The 16,448-nt window shown below is 41.6% G+C and carries 18 protein-coding genes; all 18 read left to right on the top strand.

The window, feature by feature from the left end:
• Positions 1-8: 8 nt before the first annotated feature.
• The 18 genes from ffh to hslV all read left to right on the top strand — a co-directional run bounded on the left by ffh (position 9) and on the right by hslV (position 16,441).
• A complete protein-coding gene (gene ffh / locus NST59_RS07820) occupies positions 9-1,349 on the top strand; it encodes a signal recognition particle protein (RefSeq protein WP_024426967.1) in 1,341 nt (446 codons plus the stop codon).
• A gap of 105 nt (positions 1,350-1,454) precedes the next feature.
• Positions 1,455-1,727 carry a 30S ribosomal protein S16 gene (gene rpsP, locus NST59_RS07825; protein WP_008344841.1) on the top strand — a complete coding sequence of 91 codons (273 nt, stop codon included), beginning with the start codon at positions 1,455-1,457 and terminating at the stop codon, positions 1,725-1,727.
• Positions 1,727-1,972 carry a KH domain-containing protein gene (locus NST59_RS07830; protein ID WP_024424192.1) on the top strand — a complete coding sequence of 82 codons (246 nt, stop codon included), beginning with the start codon at positions 1,727-1,729 and terminating at the stop codon, positions 1,970-1,972. Before rpsP ends, NST59_RS07830 begins: the two co-directional genes overlap by 1 nt.
• Before the next feature lie 103 nt (positions 1,973-2,075).
• The gene (locus NST59_RS07835) at positions 2,076-2,462 is read left to right on the top strand and encodes a YlqD family protein (protein ID WP_024424191.1); all 387 of its coding nucleotides are present in this window, start codon (positions 2,076-2,078) and stop codon (positions 2,460-2,462) included.
• Positions 2,463-2,470: 8 nt separating this feature from the next.
• Complete coding sequence (gene rimM / locus NST59_RS07840; protein ID WP_058837711.1) at positions 2,471-2,995, top strand: ribosome maturation factor RimM; 525 nt, start codon at positions 2,471-2,473, stop codon at positions 2,993-2,995.
• Complete coding sequence (gene trmD, locus NST59_RS07845; RefSeq protein WP_058837710.1) at positions 2,992-3,726, top strand: tRNA (guanosine(37)-N1)-methyltransferase TrmD; 735 nt, start codon at positions 2,992-2,994, stop codon at positions 3,724-3,726. Before rimM ends, trmD begins: the two co-directional genes overlap by 4 nt.
• A 137-nt stretch (positions 3,727-3,863) precedes the next feature.
• On the top strand, positions 3,864-4,211 hold the full coding sequence (rplS, locus tag NST59_RS07850; RefSeq protein WP_008354510.1) for a 50S ribosomal protein L19: 348 nt from the start codon (positions 3,864-3,866) through the stop codon (positions 4,209-4,211).
• 90 nt (positions 4,212-4,301) lie between these two features.
• A complete protein-coding gene (gene ylqF, locus NST59_RS07855; RefSeq protein WP_024424188.1) occupies positions 4,302-5,150 on the top strand; it encodes a ribosome biogenesis GTPase YlqF in 849 nt (282 codons plus the stop codon).
• A 76-nt stretch (positions 5,151-5,226) separates the two neighbouring features.
• On the top strand, positions 5,227-5,991 hold the full coding sequence (locus NST59_RS07860) for a ribonuclease HII (RefSeq protein WP_327841989.1): 765 nt from the start codon (positions 5,227-5,229) through the stop codon (positions 5,989-5,991).
• Between the two features lie 26 nt (positions 5,992-6,017).
• Positions 6,018-7,757 (top strand): glycosyltransferase, encoded by a 1,740-nt coding sequence (locus NST59_RS07865; protein ID WP_247544199.1) that lies wholly within the window; start codon positions 6,018-6,020, stop codon positions 7,755-7,757.
• A complete protein-coding gene (locus NST59_RS07870) occupies positions 7,754-8,029 on the top strand; it encodes a FlhB-like flagellar biosynthesis protein (protein WP_003211418.1) in 276 nt (91 codons plus the stop codon). The genes NST59_RS07865 and NST59_RS07870 overlap by 4 nt, the downstream gene beginning before the upstream one ends.
• A 176-nt stretch (positions 8,030-8,205) precedes the next feature.
• Positions 8,206-9,366 carry an ADP-forming succinate--CoA ligase subunit beta gene (gene sucC / locus NST59_RS07875; RefSeq protein ID WP_059375084.1) on the top strand — a complete coding sequence of 387 codons (1,161 nt, stop codon included), beginning with the start codon at positions 8,206-8,208 and terminating at the stop codon, positions 9,364-9,366.
• Between the two features lie 22 nt (positions 9,367-9,388).
• Positions 9,389-10,291 carry a succinate--CoA ligase subunit alpha gene (gene sucD, locus NST59_RS07880; RefSeq protein WP_007499624.1) on the top strand — a complete coding sequence of 301 codons (903 nt, stop codon included), beginning with the start codon at positions 9,389-9,391 and terminating at the stop codon, positions 10,289-10,291.
• Between the two features lie 63 nt (positions 10,292-10,354).
• Complete coding sequence (gene dprA, locus NST59_RS07885) at positions 10,355-11,257, top strand: DNA-processing protein DprA (RefSeq protein WP_247544197.1); 903 nt, start codon at positions 10,355-10,357, stop codon at positions 11,255-11,257.
• A gap of 193 nt (positions 11,258-11,450) precedes the next feature.
• A complete protein-coding gene (topA, locus tag NST59_RS07890; RefSeq protein ID WP_058837708.1) occupies positions 11,451-13,526 on the top strand; it encodes a type I DNA topoisomerase in 2,076 nt (691 codons plus the stop codon).
• A gap of 70 nt (positions 13,527-13,596) precedes the next feature.
• Positions 13,597-14,901, top strand: a complete 1,305-nt coding sequence (gene trmFO / locus NST59_RS07895; protein WP_034317774.1) for an FADH(2)-oxidizing methylenetetrahydrofolate--tRNA-(uracil(54)-C(5))-methyltransferase TrmFO — start codon at positions 13,597-13,599, stop codon at positions 14,899-14,901.
• Positions 14,902-14,963: 62 nt separating this feature from the next.
• Positions 14,964-15,881 carry a tyrosine recombinase XerC gene (gene xerC, locus NST59_RS07900; protein WP_327841990.1) on the top strand — a complete coding sequence of 306 codons (918 nt, stop codon included), beginning with the start codon at positions 14,964-14,966 and terminating at the stop codon, positions 15,879-15,881.
• Positions 15,882-15,895: 14 nt separating this feature from the next.
• Positions 15,896-16,441 carry an ATP-dependent protease subunit HslV gene (gene hslV / locus NST59_RS07905; RefSeq protein WP_024424181.1) on the top strand — a complete coding sequence of 182 codons (546 nt, stop codon included), beginning with the start codon at positions 15,896-15,898 and terminating at the stop codon, positions 16,439-16,441.
• Positions 16,442-16,448: the final 7 nt, after the last annotated feature.

A 16,448-nucleotide genomic window follows, 5' to 3' on the forward strand; every position in this document is an offset into this window, starting at 1 on the left:
GGCACAGTATGGCATTTGAAGGATTAGCCGACCGACTGCAGCAGACGATTTCAAAAATCCGCGGCAAAGGAAAAGTGTCAGAGCAAGATGTAAAAGAAATGATGCGCGAGGTACGCCTTGCCCTTCTTGAAGCTGACGTCAATTTTAAAGTAGTCAAAGACTTTGTGAAAAAAGTAAGTGAGCGGGCAGTTGGACAAGAGGTCATGAAAAGCCTTACCCCTGGACAACAGGTCATTAAAGTTGTAAAAGAAGAACTCACTGAATTAATGGGCGGAGAAGAGAGTAAGATCGCTGTAGCGAAAAAATCTCCAACAGTCATTATGATGGTTGGTCTTCAAGGGGCAGGTAAAACAACCACAACTGGGAAGCTTGCCAATTTACTTCGCAAAAAACATAATCGCAAGCCGATGATGGTGGCTGCTGATATTTATAGACCAGCAGCGATCCAGCAGCTTCAAACGCTTGGGAAACAGCTTGATATGCCGGTGTTTTCATTAGGTGATCAAGTCAGCCCTGTCGAAATTGCCAAACAGGCAATTGAAAAAGCGAAAGAAGAACACCATGATTATGTCATTTTAGATACAGCAGGACGTCTTCATATCGATGAAGAATTAATGGATGAACTTCAAAAAGTAAAAGAAGTAGCGAATCCAGAAGAAATTTTCCTAGTTGTTGACTCTATGACTGGTCAAGATGCTGTCAATGTCGCAAAAAGCTTTAATGAACAGCTTGGTTTAACAGGTGTTGTTCTCACAAAACTAGACGGTGATACAAGAGGCGGTGCAGCCCTTTCTATTCGAGCTGTCACCAATACGCCGATTAAATTCGCTGCACTAGGAGAAAAGCTTGATGCAATTGAACCATTCCATCCAGAGCGGATGGCATCAAGAATTCTTGGCATGGGAGATGTGCTCACGCTGATTGAAAAAGCACAGGCAAACGTCGACCAAGATAAAGCGAAAGAGCTTGAGCAAAAAATGCGGACAATGAGCTTCACGCTCGATGATTTCCTCGAGCAGCTTGGCCAAGTTCGAAATATGGGTCCTCTTGATGAACTGATCCAAATGATGCCGGGAGCCGGTAAAATGAAAGGGCTCAAAAACGTCCAAGTGGACGAAAAGCAGCTCAATCACATCGAAGCGATCATTAAATCAATGACGACTCAGGAAAAAGAACAGCCAGAGGTCATCAATGCAAGCCGAAGAAAACGGATTGCAAAAGGAAGCGGAACATCTGTACAGGAAGTCAATCGCCTTTTAAAGCAATTTGATGAAATGAAAAAGATGATGAAGCAAATGACCAACATGTCCAAAGGAAAGAAAAAGGGCTTTAAATTACCATTTATGTAATTGGTTATACATGATAAAACCGTTGTTAAGAAAAAACACTTTACAAACCCTTTTATCATTGTTAATATACTATCTTGTTGAAATATTTTCGGAGGTGCTAGTAAAATGGCAGTAAAAATTCGTTTAAAACGTATGGGAGCAAAAAAATCTCCTTTCTATCGTATTGTTGTAGCAGATTCTCGTTCACCACGTGACGGTCGTTTCATCGAAACAGTTGGAACTTACAACCCAGTGGTATCACCAGCTGAGGTGAAAATCAACGAAGAATTAGCGCTTAAATGGCTTCAAAATGGTGCGAAACCATCTGATACAGTTCGCAACCTTTTCTCAAGCCAAGGAATTCTTGAAAAATTTCATAATGCGAAAAACAGCAAATAATGAATGAGCTGTCCTTGGAAGAATTGATTGTGTCCATCGTCGAGCCACTTGTTGATTTCCCTGAAGATATTCACGTATCTTCATTAGAAAAAGATGAGCAGGTGATTTACACACTGTCTGTCAATGCTGAAGATACCGGAAAAGTGATCGGAAAGCAGGGACGTACAGCAAAAGCGATACGAACAGTCATTTTTGCAGCAAGTGCAGAGTCTTCTAAGAAAGTTCAACTTGAGATTGCTGACTAAAAAGGGAGAGGGCTTAGGACCTCCCCTTTTTTTACACGTTTAAATCTATTTTTCGTTATACTGTAGAGGACAAATGCCTTCGGATAGGGGGACAAAAAGGAAGATGCAGATCATTCAACATGTCACCGTGATGCAAGTATTAACTGAAAGCAGTAAGGACAAACTGTTAACGACTTTTTTGGAGAAAAAAGAAAGACTAGAACGTGAATGCAATCAATTATATTTTCAACTAAAAAAACATGAAAAAGAACCACATCAGCAAGAAGCCATCCCTCAATTTCAAAAAGCGATCGATAAAAGGCAAGAGAAGATCAGGCAGATTGATTTTCAAGTAGAGCAGCTTCATATTTTGCCGCTTGGAAGTGAAATGAAAGAAACAGAAGTGGATGCACTGGTTGAAGTAAAAATAGGTGATAAATGGGATGACAAAATGCAAGATAATGTCATCGTCGTGAAAGACGGCACCATTGTGGAAATACGTCAGGGGTGATTGAGAACATGGAGCTAGAATGGTTGAATGTTGGAAAGATCGTCAATACACACGGAGTGCGCGGAGAAGTACGCGTCGTGTCAAAGACGGATTTCCCAGAAGAGCGTTACAAAAAGGGAAGCGTGCTCTATATTTTTAAACAAGGTCAAAAAGAGCCGCTGAAAGTGACTGTCGCATCACACCGCCAGCACAAACAGTTTGATTTACTCACATTTGAAGAAATCAACTCATTAAATGAAGCAGAGCTTCTGAAAGAGTCAATCTTAAAGGTAGAAAAAGAACATCTTGGGTCATTAGACGAAGGAGAATTTTATTTTCACCAAATCATTGGCTGTGAAGTATACGATGAAGAGGACAAGCTGATCGGCCAAATCAAAGAAATCCTTACGCCAGGGGCAAATGATGTGTGGGTGGTTGGAAGAAAAGGCAAAAAAGATGCCCTCATTCCATATATTCCATCTGTCGTCAAAAACATTGATATCTCATCCAAAACTGTTCGCATTGAAATGATGGAAGGACTCATTGACGAATGAAAATCGACTTTTTAACCCTTTTTCCTGAAATGTTCGAAGGTGTGCTTCACTCATCGATCTTAAAAAAAGCACAGGAGAAAGAAGCTGTTTCATTTCATGTTGTCAATTTTAGAGAGTATTCGGATCATAAGCATAAAACAGTGGATGACTATCCGTATGGCGGCGGTGCTGGTATGGTACTGAAAGCACAGCCCGTATTTGATGCGGTAGAAGATTTAACGAAGAAAGCAAGCACGAAGCCCCGAGTTATTCTTGTCTGTCCTCAAGGGGAAAGATATACACAAAAAAAGGCAGAAGAACTTGCAAAAGAAGAGCATCTTATGTTCATTTGCGGCCACTATGAAGGCTACGATGAGCGCATCAGGGAGCATCTTGTCACAGATGAGATCTCAATCGGAGATTTCGTCCTCACAGGCGGAGAGCTGCCAGCGATGATGATTGCAGACAGTGTGGTCAGGCTTTTGCCTCATGTGCTTGGAAAAGAAGCATCTCACATCGAAGATTCATTCAGTACAGGTCTGCTTGAGCACCCGCACTATACAAGGCCAGCGGATTATAAAGGACTAAAAGTGCCGGATGTGCTCCTCTCTGGAAATCATGCCAAAATAGAAGAGTGGCGGCGCAAAGAATCATTGAAGCGAACTTATACAAGACGGCCAGATTTGATCGATTCTTGCAAAACATTAACGGATGATGAAAAAAGATGGCTTTGGCAGCTTCATAATGACTAGATTGTATTGCACACGGCATAGAGGTATGGTATGATACTACTTGTGACTTGGACGGCTTGCTGATCCAAGTTTGAAAACGATGTTCCGCTGCAATGAAGAAAGAGGACATGAGCATCTGTTGGAAGGAGTTGAAAACGATGCAACATTTGATTGAAGAAATCACAAAAGAACAATTACGCACTGATCTTCCTGCGTTCCGTCCTGGTGACACTTTACGTGTACACGTTAAAGTTGTCGAGGGTACTCGTGAGCGTATCCAGATCTTTGAAGGTGTTGTAATTAAGCGTCGTGGTGGTGGAATCAGCGAAACTTTCACAGTTCGTAAGATCTCTTACGGTGTAGGCGTTGAGCGTACATTCCCTGTACACACACCAAAAATCGCTAAGATCGAAGTTGTACGTCACGGTAAGGTACGTCGTGCGAAACTTTACTACCTACGTGAACTTCGCGGTAAAGCGGCTCGTATCAAAGAAATCAGACGATAATGATATCAAAGGAAAGAGCTTGTTACCTGTAACAGGCTCTTTTTTTGTACAATGTATAAAGATAACAGGTAGAAGAGAGAAGGTGCACATATGACGATTCAATGGTTTCCAGGCCATATGGCAAAAGCAAGACGTGAAGTCACAGAAAAATTAAAGCTCATCGACATCGTATTTGAATTAACCGATGCAAGAATTCCGATGTCCTCTAGAAACCCAATGATCGAAGAAATCCTTCAAAATAAACCCAAAATCATGCTATTAAACAAAGCTGATAAAGCAGATCCTCGTATGACAAAGGAGTGGCAGGCGCATTTTGAGCAGCAAGGCGTTCGGTCACTAGCTATTAACTCTGTCGATGGACAAGGGTTAAATCAGATCATCACAACTTCAAAAGAAATTTTAAAAGAAAAGTTCGACCGCATGAAAGCGAAAGGCGTCAAACCACGTGCCATTCGAGCACTGATTATCGGGATTCCCAACGTCGGAAAATCGACCTTAATCAATCGTTTAGCGAAAAAGAACATTGCCAAAACAGGAGACCGTCCTGGTATTACGACATCACAGCAATGGGTAAAGGTAGGGAAAGAACTAGAGCTGCTCGATACCCCTGGAATCCTCTGGCCGAAGTTTGAAGATGAGCAAGTAGGACTCAGACTTGCGGTGACTGGAGCGATCAAAGATTCGATCATCAACTTACAGGATGTCGCTGTGTATGCACTTCGTTTTCTAGAAGAGAACTACCCAGAGCGATTAAAAAAACGCTATGACCTAGCGGAGATACCTGAAGATACGGTTGAGCTGTTTGATGCAATTGGGACTAAGCGCGGCTGTCTAATGAGCGGGGGATTCATAAACTATGACAAAACCACCGAAATCATTATTCGGGATATTCGAACAGAAAAATTTGGTCCCCTCACTTTTGAGAAGCCTGAAAGCTAAAAGACACGCAGCTCATGCGGGTCTTTATTTTTTGTGAAAAACTGCCGATATAAAGAAGGAGGCTGCGAAAAAGCCTATGTACACGGTGAAACAAATAAAAGAACTAATAGAAAAGCATGCAGGCGATGAGTCATACATTCGTGAGCTTGTAAAAGGTGATACGAGAAAAAGTGTCCAAAAACTCATAGAAAAGTGGCACAAAGAGAGAGAAAAGCAGCAAGCACTTCGCGTGGCATGGGATGACATGCTGCAATTTGAAAACAAAGCAAAGGCGCAGGGATACACATGTATTGCGGGAATAGATGAAGCAGGAAGAGGACCGCTCGCCGGCCCAGTTGTGGCAGCAGCCGTCATATTAAAGGAAGATACAGTCCTGCTCGGTTTAAACGACTCAAAGCAATTATCTGAGAAAAAAAGATTGGCTTATTATGATTTAATTCAAAAAGAAGCACTTGATATCGGAATCGGCATTGTTGATGCGGCGACGATCGACGAAATCAATATTTACGAAGCATCAAGACTGGCGATGGTGAGAGCTGTGGAGCAGTTAACTCATACACCAGATTATCTACTCATAGATGCCATGACACTCCCGCTTTCAACTCACCAAGAGAATATCATCAAAGGAGATGCAAAAAGTGCATCCATTGCAGCAGGTGCATGTATTGCGAAGGTGACAAGGGATCAGATGATGGAAGAGTATGGGCGTAAGTATCCTGAGTATCAATTTGAAAAACATAAAGGGTACGGAACGAAAGAGCACTTGGCTGCGATTCAAACATATGGTACGGCCCCAATCCACCGATTATCGTTTGCGCCAGTGAAATCTGTTATATCATAAATTTTAATCTAAGGAGGCTGCCTGTGATGACAAGAGTTGAGGATATACATACAGCACTGAATAGCCGGCTGAATACGGCTGAATCTGTTCCATTAAACACCGAAGGGAAGGAAAATGTTCATCGGCTGATTCTCGGTAAAGTACTAAAAATGCTTGGAGATGATACAGCCCTTGTTCAAATAGGCTCAACGAAAATAAAAGCGCAGCTGGCGGCTCAGCTTAAAGCAGACGCATTTTATTGGTTCCAATTTGAACAAGAGGGCGGAGGCAGCCTCAATAAACTAAGACCCGTTCAGCAATTTGATCAAGATCCTAAGACGTTAAAGGATGCAGCAGCTAAACTATTAGAAGGACTTTCACTGAAAAATGGGCTTGAAAACATGCTGACAGCTACAGCTTTTTTAAAGGAAAAGTCCGTCATTAACGAAGGGGAGTTAAAAACGGCAGTGAAATGGATCGAACAGCTTCAAGGAGCTGATGTGAAGAAAGGGCTCCAAGCACTCCTCTTTGCTTTAAAGAAAGATTTACCGATCCAGCAAGGGGTACTTCAATCTATTTTAGCCGTGAAATCATCCTCTGCTCTTCATCAGGATATAACAGCGCTGCTAAATCAATTAACACAGCTTCCGAAGCACACAGATGCTACACAGACCCTTACACAAGCCGTTCGGTCAGTTGTAGATGCAGAGACAGCCGTCCATGCAGAAAAGCTCTTATCAGTCCTTGTAGCAGCGAGAGAAGGCGAGGCGAAGCAAGGCGGTAGTTTACCAGTAACGACTCAGCTCAATCCGTCTAAGCAAAAAGAAAATAGCCATGCCCCAATCGTTCAAGAGCGTCAGCCGTCCCAAGTTCTTCAGACAAACGTGCAGCAGCAGTCAATAAGTCCAAAAGAGCTGCAAATCCCGCTTCAGCAAATTGAGCGGATACTGGCCAGCTTGATGAAACAAGGTGCAGATGGGCAGCAAGAACCCAACTTAAAACAGCTCACAGCATTGCTGCACGGACTCCAGCAGGCAGGCACTCAGCCTGACGCAAAAGCAGCTGTACTGCAAAAAGAGTTCCCATTCCTTTCGAAACCGGAGGCGAAAGCATTGGCTCAGGCGGTGCAGCAGACTGAACCAACATTAAGCAATAAAACTGATGTGCTCGATTTACTAATGACGATGAAAAAGGCAATCGGTGTGCGTGATGAAATTGGTATGCTGAAACTGCTTGAAAAAGGCAGCCAGGATGTCAAAAGTCAGGAGCTGCACCAATTAAAGCTTACCTTAAATGATGTGAGACAGGCTGATTTACCAGAGCACGTTAAAAAAGAAGTGGATCAATTATTTCATAGATTGAATGGACAGTTATTTGTGCAGCAGGAGAACCAAACCGTCAGTCAAATGATGGTTTCCTATCCTCTTTTCTCAAAACATAGTGTTCAAGATTTAACCTTTATACTAAAGGGACATAAGAAAAAAGATGGTTCTATTGATATTTCTCAGTGCCGCCTGATGTTTTATTTAAACATGGAAAACCTTGAAGAAACCTTAATAGACTGTACGATTCAGCAAAAGGTCATGTCCATTACTGTCGAGACAGCTCATGAACTGCAAGGAACCATTAATCCGATGATTCCGGCTGTACGGGAGAATTTAAATGCTCTAGGATACAGTTTAACGGGAATTACAGCAAAAAAGAGACAAGAGCCAGTAGATCCGTCTCAATTTCTAGATGAACACTTTCATAAAATCAGCGAGAAAGGGCTGGACTTACGAGTATGAAGGATTCAAAACCGCTTAGAAGAGCGGTCGCTCTGCATTACGATGAAGAAAAACAAAAGGCGCCAAAAGTCGTTGCAACAGGCAGCGGCTATGTGGCAGATCATATTATTGAAGAAGCAAAAAAGTCGGGAGTCCCTATCCAGGAAGACCGTAATTTAGTCGAACTCATGCGCCACTTAACGTTAGATGAGGAGATCCCTGAAGCGTTATACGATACTGTAGCAGAAATTTTTTCGTTTATCTACAGGTTAGATCAAAAAATGAAAAAATAAGGTAAAATAAGTGATTTGACTGAAAAATTTATATTTTTAATAAAATAAAAGTTTGAATGTTTAGAAGGATTTTACGATTTTACATAGAACCCTAGACATTCTCTTTTTTATTCTTTAAAATGAAAGCGCAGTCTATTTTATAATTTTTGTTTCTACATATGTTGGGAGGATGGGAAATGAATATCCATGAGTACCAAGGAAAAGAAATCCTAAGAAAATATGGGGTTTCAGTTCCAAATGGTAAAGTAGCATTTACACCTGATGAAGCAGTGAAAGCATCAGAAGAGCTAGGGAGCTCTGTATATGTCGTAAAAGCACAGATTCATGCAGGCGGCCGTGGTAAAGCAGGCGGGGTAAAAATTGCAAAAACGAAAGATGAAGTGAAAGGGTTTGCAGAGGAATTGCTCGGCAAGACACTTGTCACACATCAAACAGGGCCTGAAGGGCGCGAAATAAAACGCTTACTTATTGAAGAAGGCTGCGATATTCAAAAGGAATACTATGTTGGACTAGTTTTGGACAGAGCGACATCAAGAATTGTATTGATGGCATCTGAAGAAGGCGGTACTGAAATTGAAGAAGTAGCAGAAAAAACGCCAGAAAAAATCGTGAAAGTTGTTATCGATCCAGCGATTGGCCTGCAAGGCTATCAGGCGAGAGAAGTAGCATTTAAAATTAATATTCCAACAAAATTAGTTGGCCAAGCTGTTAAGTTTATGACAAGCCTTTACAATGCGTTTGTTGAAAAAGATTGTTCAATTGCTGAGATTAATCCACTGGTTGTAACAGGCGATGGAAAAGTCATGGCACTTGATGCAAAATTAAACTTTGATAGCAATGCCTTATATAGACAAAAAGATATATTAGAATACCGTGACCTTGATGAAGAGGATCCAAAAGAAATTGAAGCATCTAAGTATGACTTAAGCTACATTTCTCTAGATGGAAACATTGGCTGTATGGTCAATGGAGCAGGTCTTGCGATGTCTACAATGGATATCATCAAGCATTACGGCGGGGACCCTGCAAACTTCCTAGATGTTGGCGGCGGTGCAACAGCTGAAAAAGTAACGGAAGCATTTAAAATCATCTTATCTGATCAAAATGTAAAAGGGATTTTCGTGAACATTTTTGGCGGCATCATGAAATGTGATGTCATTGCAGAAGGTGTTGTTGAAGCGACGAAACAAGTCGGCTTAACATTACCACTTGTTGTACGTCTGGAAGGAACAAACGTTGAATTAGGGAAGAAAATCCTGAGTGATTCAGGCTTAAATATCACTTCTGCTGAGTCTATGGCTGACGGGGCAGAAAAGATTGTATCTTTAGTCAAGTAGAGCAGAAAGGCAGGGAACCTAAATGAGTGTATTTATTAATAAAAATACGAGAGTAATTGTTCAGGGGATTACCGGTTCAACCGCATTGTTCCATACAAAACAAATGATTGAGTACGGAACAAATATTGTTGGCGGTGTCACACCTGGAAAAGGTGGAACTGAAGTAGAAGGAGTTCCTGTATTTAATACTGTATCTGAAGCAGTTCAGACAACTGGAGCGAACGCTTCTGTTATCTATGTACCAGCACCATTTGCGGCAGATGCCATTTTAGAGGCTGTTGACGCAGAAGTCGATCTCGTCATTTGTATCACAGAACATATTCCAGTTCTGGACATGGTCAAAGTGAAGCGTTACATGGAAGGTAAGAAAACAAGACTTGTTGGACCAAACTGCCCAGGTGTCATCACACCTGAAGAATGTAAAATTGGTATCATGCCTGGCTACATTCATAAAAAAGGTCATGTGGGTGTTGTTTCTCGTTCTGGAACGCTTACATATGAAGCGGTACATCAGCTTTCAGAAGCTGGCGTTGGTCAATCGACAGCTGTAGGAATCGGGGGGGACCCGGTAAATGGGACAAACTTTATTGATGTGTTAAAAGCATTCAATGAAGATCCTGAAACGCATGCTGTGATTATGATCGGTGAAATCGGTGGTACGGCTGAAGAAGAAGCAGCTGAATGGGTAAAAGCAAATATGACTAAACCAGTCGTAGGCTTTATTGGCGGTAAAACGGCGCCTCCAGGAAAACGTATGGGACATGCTGGTGCCATTATTTCTGGTGGTAAAGGAACAGCTGATGAAAAGGTAAAAACAATGCGTGAATGTGGTATTGAAGTGGCAGAAACACCATCTGTCATGGGAGAAACGTTGATTAAAGTATTAAAAGAGAAGAATCTCTTCGAAGCTTGTAAAACGCATTAATGACACAAGAAGACTTGTTCTTTGACAAGTCTTCTTCTTTCTATCTTAAACTGGAGGAATGGTATGTACAACGTGTCCGAAAGAATGATTTTTCACCGCTTAAAAGGCCTCATCTCACCCTCATTACTTACAAAATGGTGGAAAGTCGATCCTGAGCTATATATAAATGAAGAAACACATCATTTTAAACAGGATCGAGCATTACAAACAATCGACTTTACCCGCTTAAAACAAGCTGAAGAAAATGAATTCCCCATTTTTCAACACATCGTTCAAGCCTATTTAAAGCAAAACATTCACATGATTCCCATCACATCACCCTTATATCCAAGCACACTAAAAAATATTTATGATCCTCCCCCTGTGTTATTCCTAAAAGGAAACGTATCATATTTAAATGAAGAAAAAAGTTTAGGTGTAGTCGGCACGCGACTTCCATCGTCTTATGGAGAAGCATGTGTGAAAAAAATTGTTGGTGACCTTGTCAAAGAAGAGTGGATGATTGTTAGTGGGCTAGCTAAAGGAATCGATGGACTTGCACATAAAGAGAGCATCAGGAAAAAAGGGAAAACGATCGGCATTATAGCCGGCGGCTTTCAGCATTTATACCCAAAAGAGCATGCGCAAATGGCTCAATACATGAGCGAGCATCATTTGCTTTTGTCAGAGCATCCGCCTTATGTCAAACCAGAAAAGTGGCATTTTCCAATGAGAAATCGTTTAATTAGTGCGTTGACGAGAGGAACTCTTGTGATTCAGTGCAAAGAAAAGAGCGGTTCTCTTATTACAGCCTATCAAGCACTTGAGCAAGGAAAAGAAGTATTTGCGGTTGCCGGATCCATCTTTGATCCTAATTCCACAGGGCCGGCAAGACTCATTCAGCAAGGGGCAAAGCTTGTTCATTCCACAAAGGATATTTTAGAGGAATTCTCCTTCCGCAGCGTTCAATATACTGAACTCTCATAAAAATATCGTTTGACAAAAGACATCGGAATATTTAATAATAGTGAGGATTTAAGTTTACACTTTGTTTTTCGTGTTTATAATGATGTTCATCATAAAGAATTTTTAACGATTGCCTGTTAGATAGGTGCAATTAACATAAATATGAATTGTGAAATGTATAAAGAGAGAACACCTCTTAAGGGGGATTTTGAGTATGGCTGATTATTTAGTCATCGTTGAGTCGCCAGCAAAGGCGAAAACGATTGAGCGTTATTTAGGAAAAAAGTATAAAGTAAAGGCTTCAATGGGACACGTAAGGGATTTACCGAAAAGTCAGCTCGGTGTTGACACTGAGCATGACTTCGAACCGAGATATATTACGATTCGCGGGAAAGGCCCAGTTTTAAAGGAATTAAAAACAGCGGCGAAAAAAGCAAAGAAAGTCTTTCTCGCGGCTGACCCCGATAGAGAGGGAGAAGCGATTGCTTGGCATTTAGCACATAGCCTTGACCTTGACCTCTCTTCTGACTGCCGTGTTGTTTTTAACGAGATTACAAAAGATGCGATTAAAGATTCCTTTAAGCATCCTCGTATGATCGATATGGACTTAGTTGATGCACAGCAGGCAAGACGAATTTTAGATCGTCTCGTTGGGTACAAAATCAGTCCGATTTTATGGAAGAAAGTGAAAAAGGGCTTAAGTGCTGGCCGTGTTCAATCAGTTGCACTCCGACTCATTATTGATCGCGAGAATGAAATTAATGAATTTAAACCAGAAGAATACTGGACAATTGACGGTACATTCCTCAAAGGAAAAGAAAGCTTCGAAGCAAGTTTCTTTGGCCTCAACGGGAAAAAGCATCCACTGAAAACAAAAGAAGATGTAAAAGAAATCCTTTCGAAATTAAAAGGAAACAAATTCTCTGTAGAGAAAGTAACGAAAAAAGAACGTAAACGTAATCCAGCTGTTCCGTTTACGACTTCTACTTTACAGCAAGAGGCTGCAAGAAAATTAAACTTCCGTGCAAAAAAGACGATGATGATTGCACAGCAATTATATGAAGGAATTGATCTTGGTAAAGAAGGTACAGTCGGTCTCATCACTTATATGAGAACGGACTCAACACGTATTTCAAATACGGCGATTGAAGAAGTATCTGCTTTCATTGATCAGACGTACGGCAAGAATTTCTTAAATACAACAAAACGAACGGCTAAAAAGAATGAAAACGCACAAGATGCTCACGAAGCCATCCGTCCGACTTCTACGTTAAGAAAACCGGCAGATGTCAAGCATGTGCTAAGCCGTGATCAGCTTCGCCTGTACAAATTGATTTGGGAACGATTCGTGGCAAGCCAAATGGCGCCGGCTGTTCTTGATACAATGAGTGTGGATCTTGATCATAATGGTCTTACTTTCCGTGCGAATGGAAGTAAAGTGAAATTCCCTGGGTTTATGAAGGTTTATGTAGAAGGGAAGGACGACCAGCTCGAGGAAAAGGACAAAATGCTTCCTGATCTGAAAGAAGGGGATACAGTCCTTTCAAAAGATATCGAACCTGAACAGCATTTCACACAGCCGCCTCCACGCTACACAGAGGCAAGATTGGTCAAAACACTTGAAGAGCTCGGTATAGGCCGTCCATCTACGTATGCACCAACATTAGATACGATTCAAAAGCGCGGTTATGTCGCGCTTGATAATAAACGATTTACTCCGACAGAGCTTGGAGAGATTGTACTCAACTTAATCATCGAATTCTTTCCTGAAATCATTAACGTTGAATTTACAGCGAAAATGGAAAAGGAACTTGATAGTGTTGAAGAAGGTACGATCGAATGGGTTCGTATTATCGACAGCTTCTATCAAGACTTTGCAAAACGGGTAGAAAAAGCTGAAGCAGAGATGCAAGAAGTTGAGATTGAGCCGGAATACGCAGGTGTTGATTGTGAAGAGTGCGGACATCCGATGGTGTACAAAATGGGTAGATACGGCAAGTTCATGGCGTGCTCTAACTTTCCTGACTGCCGTAACACAAAACCAATTGTCAAAGATATCGGTGTCAAATGCCCGTCATGTCATGAAGGAAACATCGTTGAACGAAAATCGAAGAAACGCCGCATTTTTTACGGCTGTGATCGTTTTCCAGAGTGTGAATTCGTTTCTTGGGACAAACCAATTGAAAGAAAGTGTCCAAAATGCGAAAATATGCTTGTAGAGAAAAAGCTGAAAAAAGGCGTTCAAGTTCAATGTGTGAACTGTGATTATAAAGAGGAACAACAAAAATAGCGGTGAGCAACCTTGTTCACCTGCTTTTTTATGTCATCAAACAGAACTTACGAAATAGGAGAGTTGTCGAATGAGTCAATTTGTAAATGTGATCGGAGCCGGTTTAGCTGGAAGTGAAGCTGCATGGCAAATCGCTAAACGAGGAATTAAAGTCAATTTATACGAAATGAGACCTGTGAAACAAACGCCGGCTCACCACACAGATAAATTTGCGGAGCTTGTATGCAGCAACTCACTGCGTGCGAACGCTTTGACGAATGCAGTAGGTGTATTAAAGGAAGAAATGCGTCATTTAGATTCAGCCATTATCGCAGCGGCAGATGAAAGCTCAGTTCCTGCAGGCGGCGCGCTTGCAGTAGACCGTCATGAATTTGCAGCAAACGTGACAGATCGCGTGAAAAATCATCCGAATGTTACGGTTTTTCAAGAAGAAGTGCAAAGCATTCCAGAAGGTCCGACAATTATCGCGACTGGCCCGCTGACATCAGAAGCACTTTCCAAAGAATTAAAATCGTTAACAGGAGAAGAATATCTCTATTTCTACGATGCAGCGGCACCTATTCTAGAGAAAGATAGCATTGATATGGATAAGGTGTACTTGAAATCACGCTATGACAAAGGAGAAGCCGCATATTTAAACTGTCCAATGACAGAAGAAGAATTCGATCGTTTTTATGAGGCGCTCATTTCTGCTGAAACTGTGCCATTAAAAGAATTTGAAAAAGAAATCTTCTTTGAAGGCTGCATGCCAATTGAAGTCATGGCGAAAAGAGGAAAGAAAACGATGCTGTTTGGCCCGATGAAGCCAGTAGGACTGGAAGATCCGAAAACAGGAAAAAGACCTTACGCTGTTGTTCAATTAAGACAGGATGATGCAGCAGGTACTTTATATAACATCGTTGGCTTCCAGACACATCTAAAGTGGGGCGATCAAAAGGAAGTATTCCGTTTGATTCCAGGCCTTGAAGAAGCAGAGATTGTTCGTTACGGAGTAATGCACCGTAATACATTTATTAACTCGCCAAGCCTTTTAAGACCGACTTATCAGTTTAAAAATAGAGATGATCTATTCTTTGCCGGACAAATGACAGGCGTTGAAGGGTATGTCGAGTCTGCAGCTTCCGGACTTGTAGCAGGCATTAACGCCGCTCGTTTTGTCAAAGGAGAAGAGCTTGTGACACTTCCTGAGGAAACGGCGATTGGCAGTATGGCTTATTACATCACGTCGACAAACAAGAAAAGCTTCCAGCCGATGAATGCGAATTTTGGTTTGCTGAAAGATCTAGGTGTTCGAATTAAAAACAAACAAGAACGTTATGCAGAGTACGCTAAGCGCGCAATCGAAACTATTCAAACTATTTCGAAATCTCTGTAGTAAAACATTGCACGGAAAGCAAGATATGTGATACCATTTAAAAGCCTTAAAGAGGTGTAAAAATGACGAATAAACAGCGTCTTGTCCACTTATTCATTGAATATCTGCAAATTGAAAAAAACTATTCAGCTTTAACGATCTCAGGATATACAGAAGCCATTGAAGAGTTTGTCAGATTTATGAACATTCAAGGAATAGACGGTTTTGAAGAGGTATCCTATCAAGATACGAGAATTTATTTAACAGAAGCTTATGAAAAAGGCCTGACAAGAAGAACGATTAGTAAGAAAGTCTCTGCGCTTCGCAGCTTTTATAAATTTTTATTAAGAGAACAGCTTGTGAAAGAAAATCCTTTTTTACTCGTTAGCTTACCAAAACAGGATAAGCGGATTCCTTCATTTTTGTATGAGGAGGAACTAAAAGAGCTTTTTACAGTTTCTGATGTCAGCACACCGCTTGGGCAAAGAAATCAAGCCATTTTAGAACTTCTTTATGCAACAGGTATGAGGGTCAGTGAGTTATGTTCATTAAAAGAATCTGATCTTGATTTATCGATGGATACAGTGCTAGTTCATGGGAAAGGCAGCAAGCAGCGGTATGTTCCTTTCGGGTCATATGCTCATGAAGCGCTCATTACTTATTTAGAGGATGGAAGGCAGAAGCTGAAATCTAAGGGGAAAGAACGCGCTGATGCACATGTGTTTTTGAATCAGCGCGGGACGCCTCTTACAGACCGAGGTGTTCGATTCATTCTCACTGAATTAATGAAAAAGGCGTCAGGTACATTACATATCCATCCTCACATGTTAAGGCACACCTTTGCCACGCATCTCTTAAACGCGGGGGCGGATTTGAGAAGTGTTCAAGAACTTCTCGGTCATTCAAATTTATCATCTACACAGGTGTACACGCATGTATCAAAAGATTCTTTAAGAAACACGTACATGTCTCATCACCCAAGGGCTTTTAAACGATCCTAAAAGGAGGTTTTTTCATGTCATCATTTCATGCAACAACCATCTTTGCCGTTCAACATAAAGGAAAAAGTGCAATGGCTGGCGACGGTCAAGTTACTTTCGGGCAGGCTGTCGTAATGAAACACACAGCAAAAAAAGTGCGCCGTCTTTTCGGAGGCAAGGTGCTTGCAGGTTTTGCAGGTTCAGTAGCAGATGCGTTTACACTCTTTGAAAAGTTTGAAACAAAGCTTGAAGAATATGGTGGCAACTTAAAGCGGGCAGCCGTAGAACTAGCGAAGGAATGGCGAAGTGACAAGATGCTAAGGCAGCTTGAGGCCATGCTCATCGTCATGAACAAAGAGAGCATCCTGCTCGTCTCTGGAACTGGAGAGGTCATTGAACCAGATGATGGGATTTTGGCCATTGGCTCAGGCGGCAACTATGCCCTTAGCGCAGGGAGAGCACTCAAAACCCATGCAGGTGATCATCTCTCAGCGAGAGAAATTGCAAAGGCCGCTCTTGAAACGGCCGGAGAAATCTGTGTCTACACGAACGATCAAATCACTTTAGAAGAGCTTGAATAGAAAGGAC

The organism is Bacillus sp. FSL R5-0439 (assembly GCF_038008805.1).
Lineage (GTDB): Bacteria > Bacillota > Bacilli > Bacillales > Bacillaceae > Bacillus > Bacillus safensis.

Excerpts from the sequence above, each read along its gene's own strand:
- ffh (WP_024426967.1), top strand. The coding sequence starts at position 9 with ATGGCATTTGAAGGATTAGCCGACCGACTGCAGCAGACGATTTCAAAA.
- rpsP (WP_008344841.1), top strand. The coding sequence starts at position 1,455 with ATGGCAGTAAAAATTCGTTTAAAACGTATGGGAGCAAAAAAATCTCCT.
- NST59_RS07830 (WP_024424192.1), top strand. The coding sequence starts at position 1,727 with ATGAATGAGCTGTCCTTGGAAGAATTGATTGTGTCCATCGTCGAGCCA.
- NST59_RS07835 (WP_024424191.1), top strand. The coding sequence starts at position 2,076 with ATGCAGATCATTCAACATGTCACCGTGATGCAAGTATTAACTGAAAGC.
- rimM (WP_058837711.1), top strand. The coding sequence starts at position 2,471 with ATGGAGCTAGAATGGTTGAATGTTGGAAAGATCGTCAATACACACGGA.
- trmD (WP_058837710.1), top strand. The coding sequence starts at position 2,992 with ATGAAAATCGACTTTTTAACCCTTTTTCCTGAAATGTTCGAAGGTGTG.
- rplS (WP_008354510.1), top strand. The coding sequence starts at position 3,864 with ATGCAACATTTGATTGAAGAAATCACAAAAGAACAATTACGCACTGAT.
- ylqF (WP_024424188.1), top strand. The coding sequence starts at position 4,302 with ATGACGATTCAATGGTTTCCAGGCCATATGGCAAAAGCAAGACGTGAA.
- NST59_RS07860 (WP_327841989.1), top strand. The coding sequence starts at position 5,227 with ATGTACACGGTGAAACAAATAAAAGAACTAATAGAAAAGCATGCAGGC.
- NST59_RS07865 (WP_247544199.1), top strand. The coding sequence starts at position 6,018 with ATGACAAGAGTTGAGGATATACATACAGCACTGAATAGCCGGCTGAAT.
- NST59_RS07870 (WP_003211418.1), top strand. The coding sequence starts at position 7,754 with ATGAAGGATTCAAAACCGCTTAGAAGAGCGGTCGCTCTGCATTACGAT.
- sucC (WP_059375084.1), top strand. The coding sequence starts at position 8,206 with ATGAATATCCATGAGTACCAAGGAAAAGAAATCCTAAGAAAATATGGG.
- sucD (WP_007499624.1), top strand. The coding sequence starts at position 9,389 with ATGAGTGTATTTATTAATAAAAATACGAGAGTAATTGTTCAGGGGATT.
- dprA (WP_247544197.1), top strand. The coding sequence starts at position 10,355 with ATGTACAACGTGTCCGAAAGAATGATTTTTCACCGCTTAAAAGGCCTC.
- topA (WP_058837708.1), top strand. The coding sequence starts at position 11,451 with ATGGCTGATTATTTAGTCATCGTTGAGTCGCCAGCAAAGGCGAAAACG.
- trmFO (WP_034317774.1), top strand. The coding sequence starts at position 13,597 with ATGAGTCAATTTGTAAATGTGATCGGAGCCGGTTTAGCTGGAAGTGAA.
- xerC (WP_327841990.1), top strand. The coding sequence starts at position 14,964 with ATGACGAATAAACAGCGTCTTGTCCACTTATTCATTGAATATCTGCAA.
- hslV (WP_024424181.1), top strand. The coding sequence starts at position 15,896 with ATGTCATCATTTCATGCAACAACCATCTTTGCCGTTCAACATAAAGGA.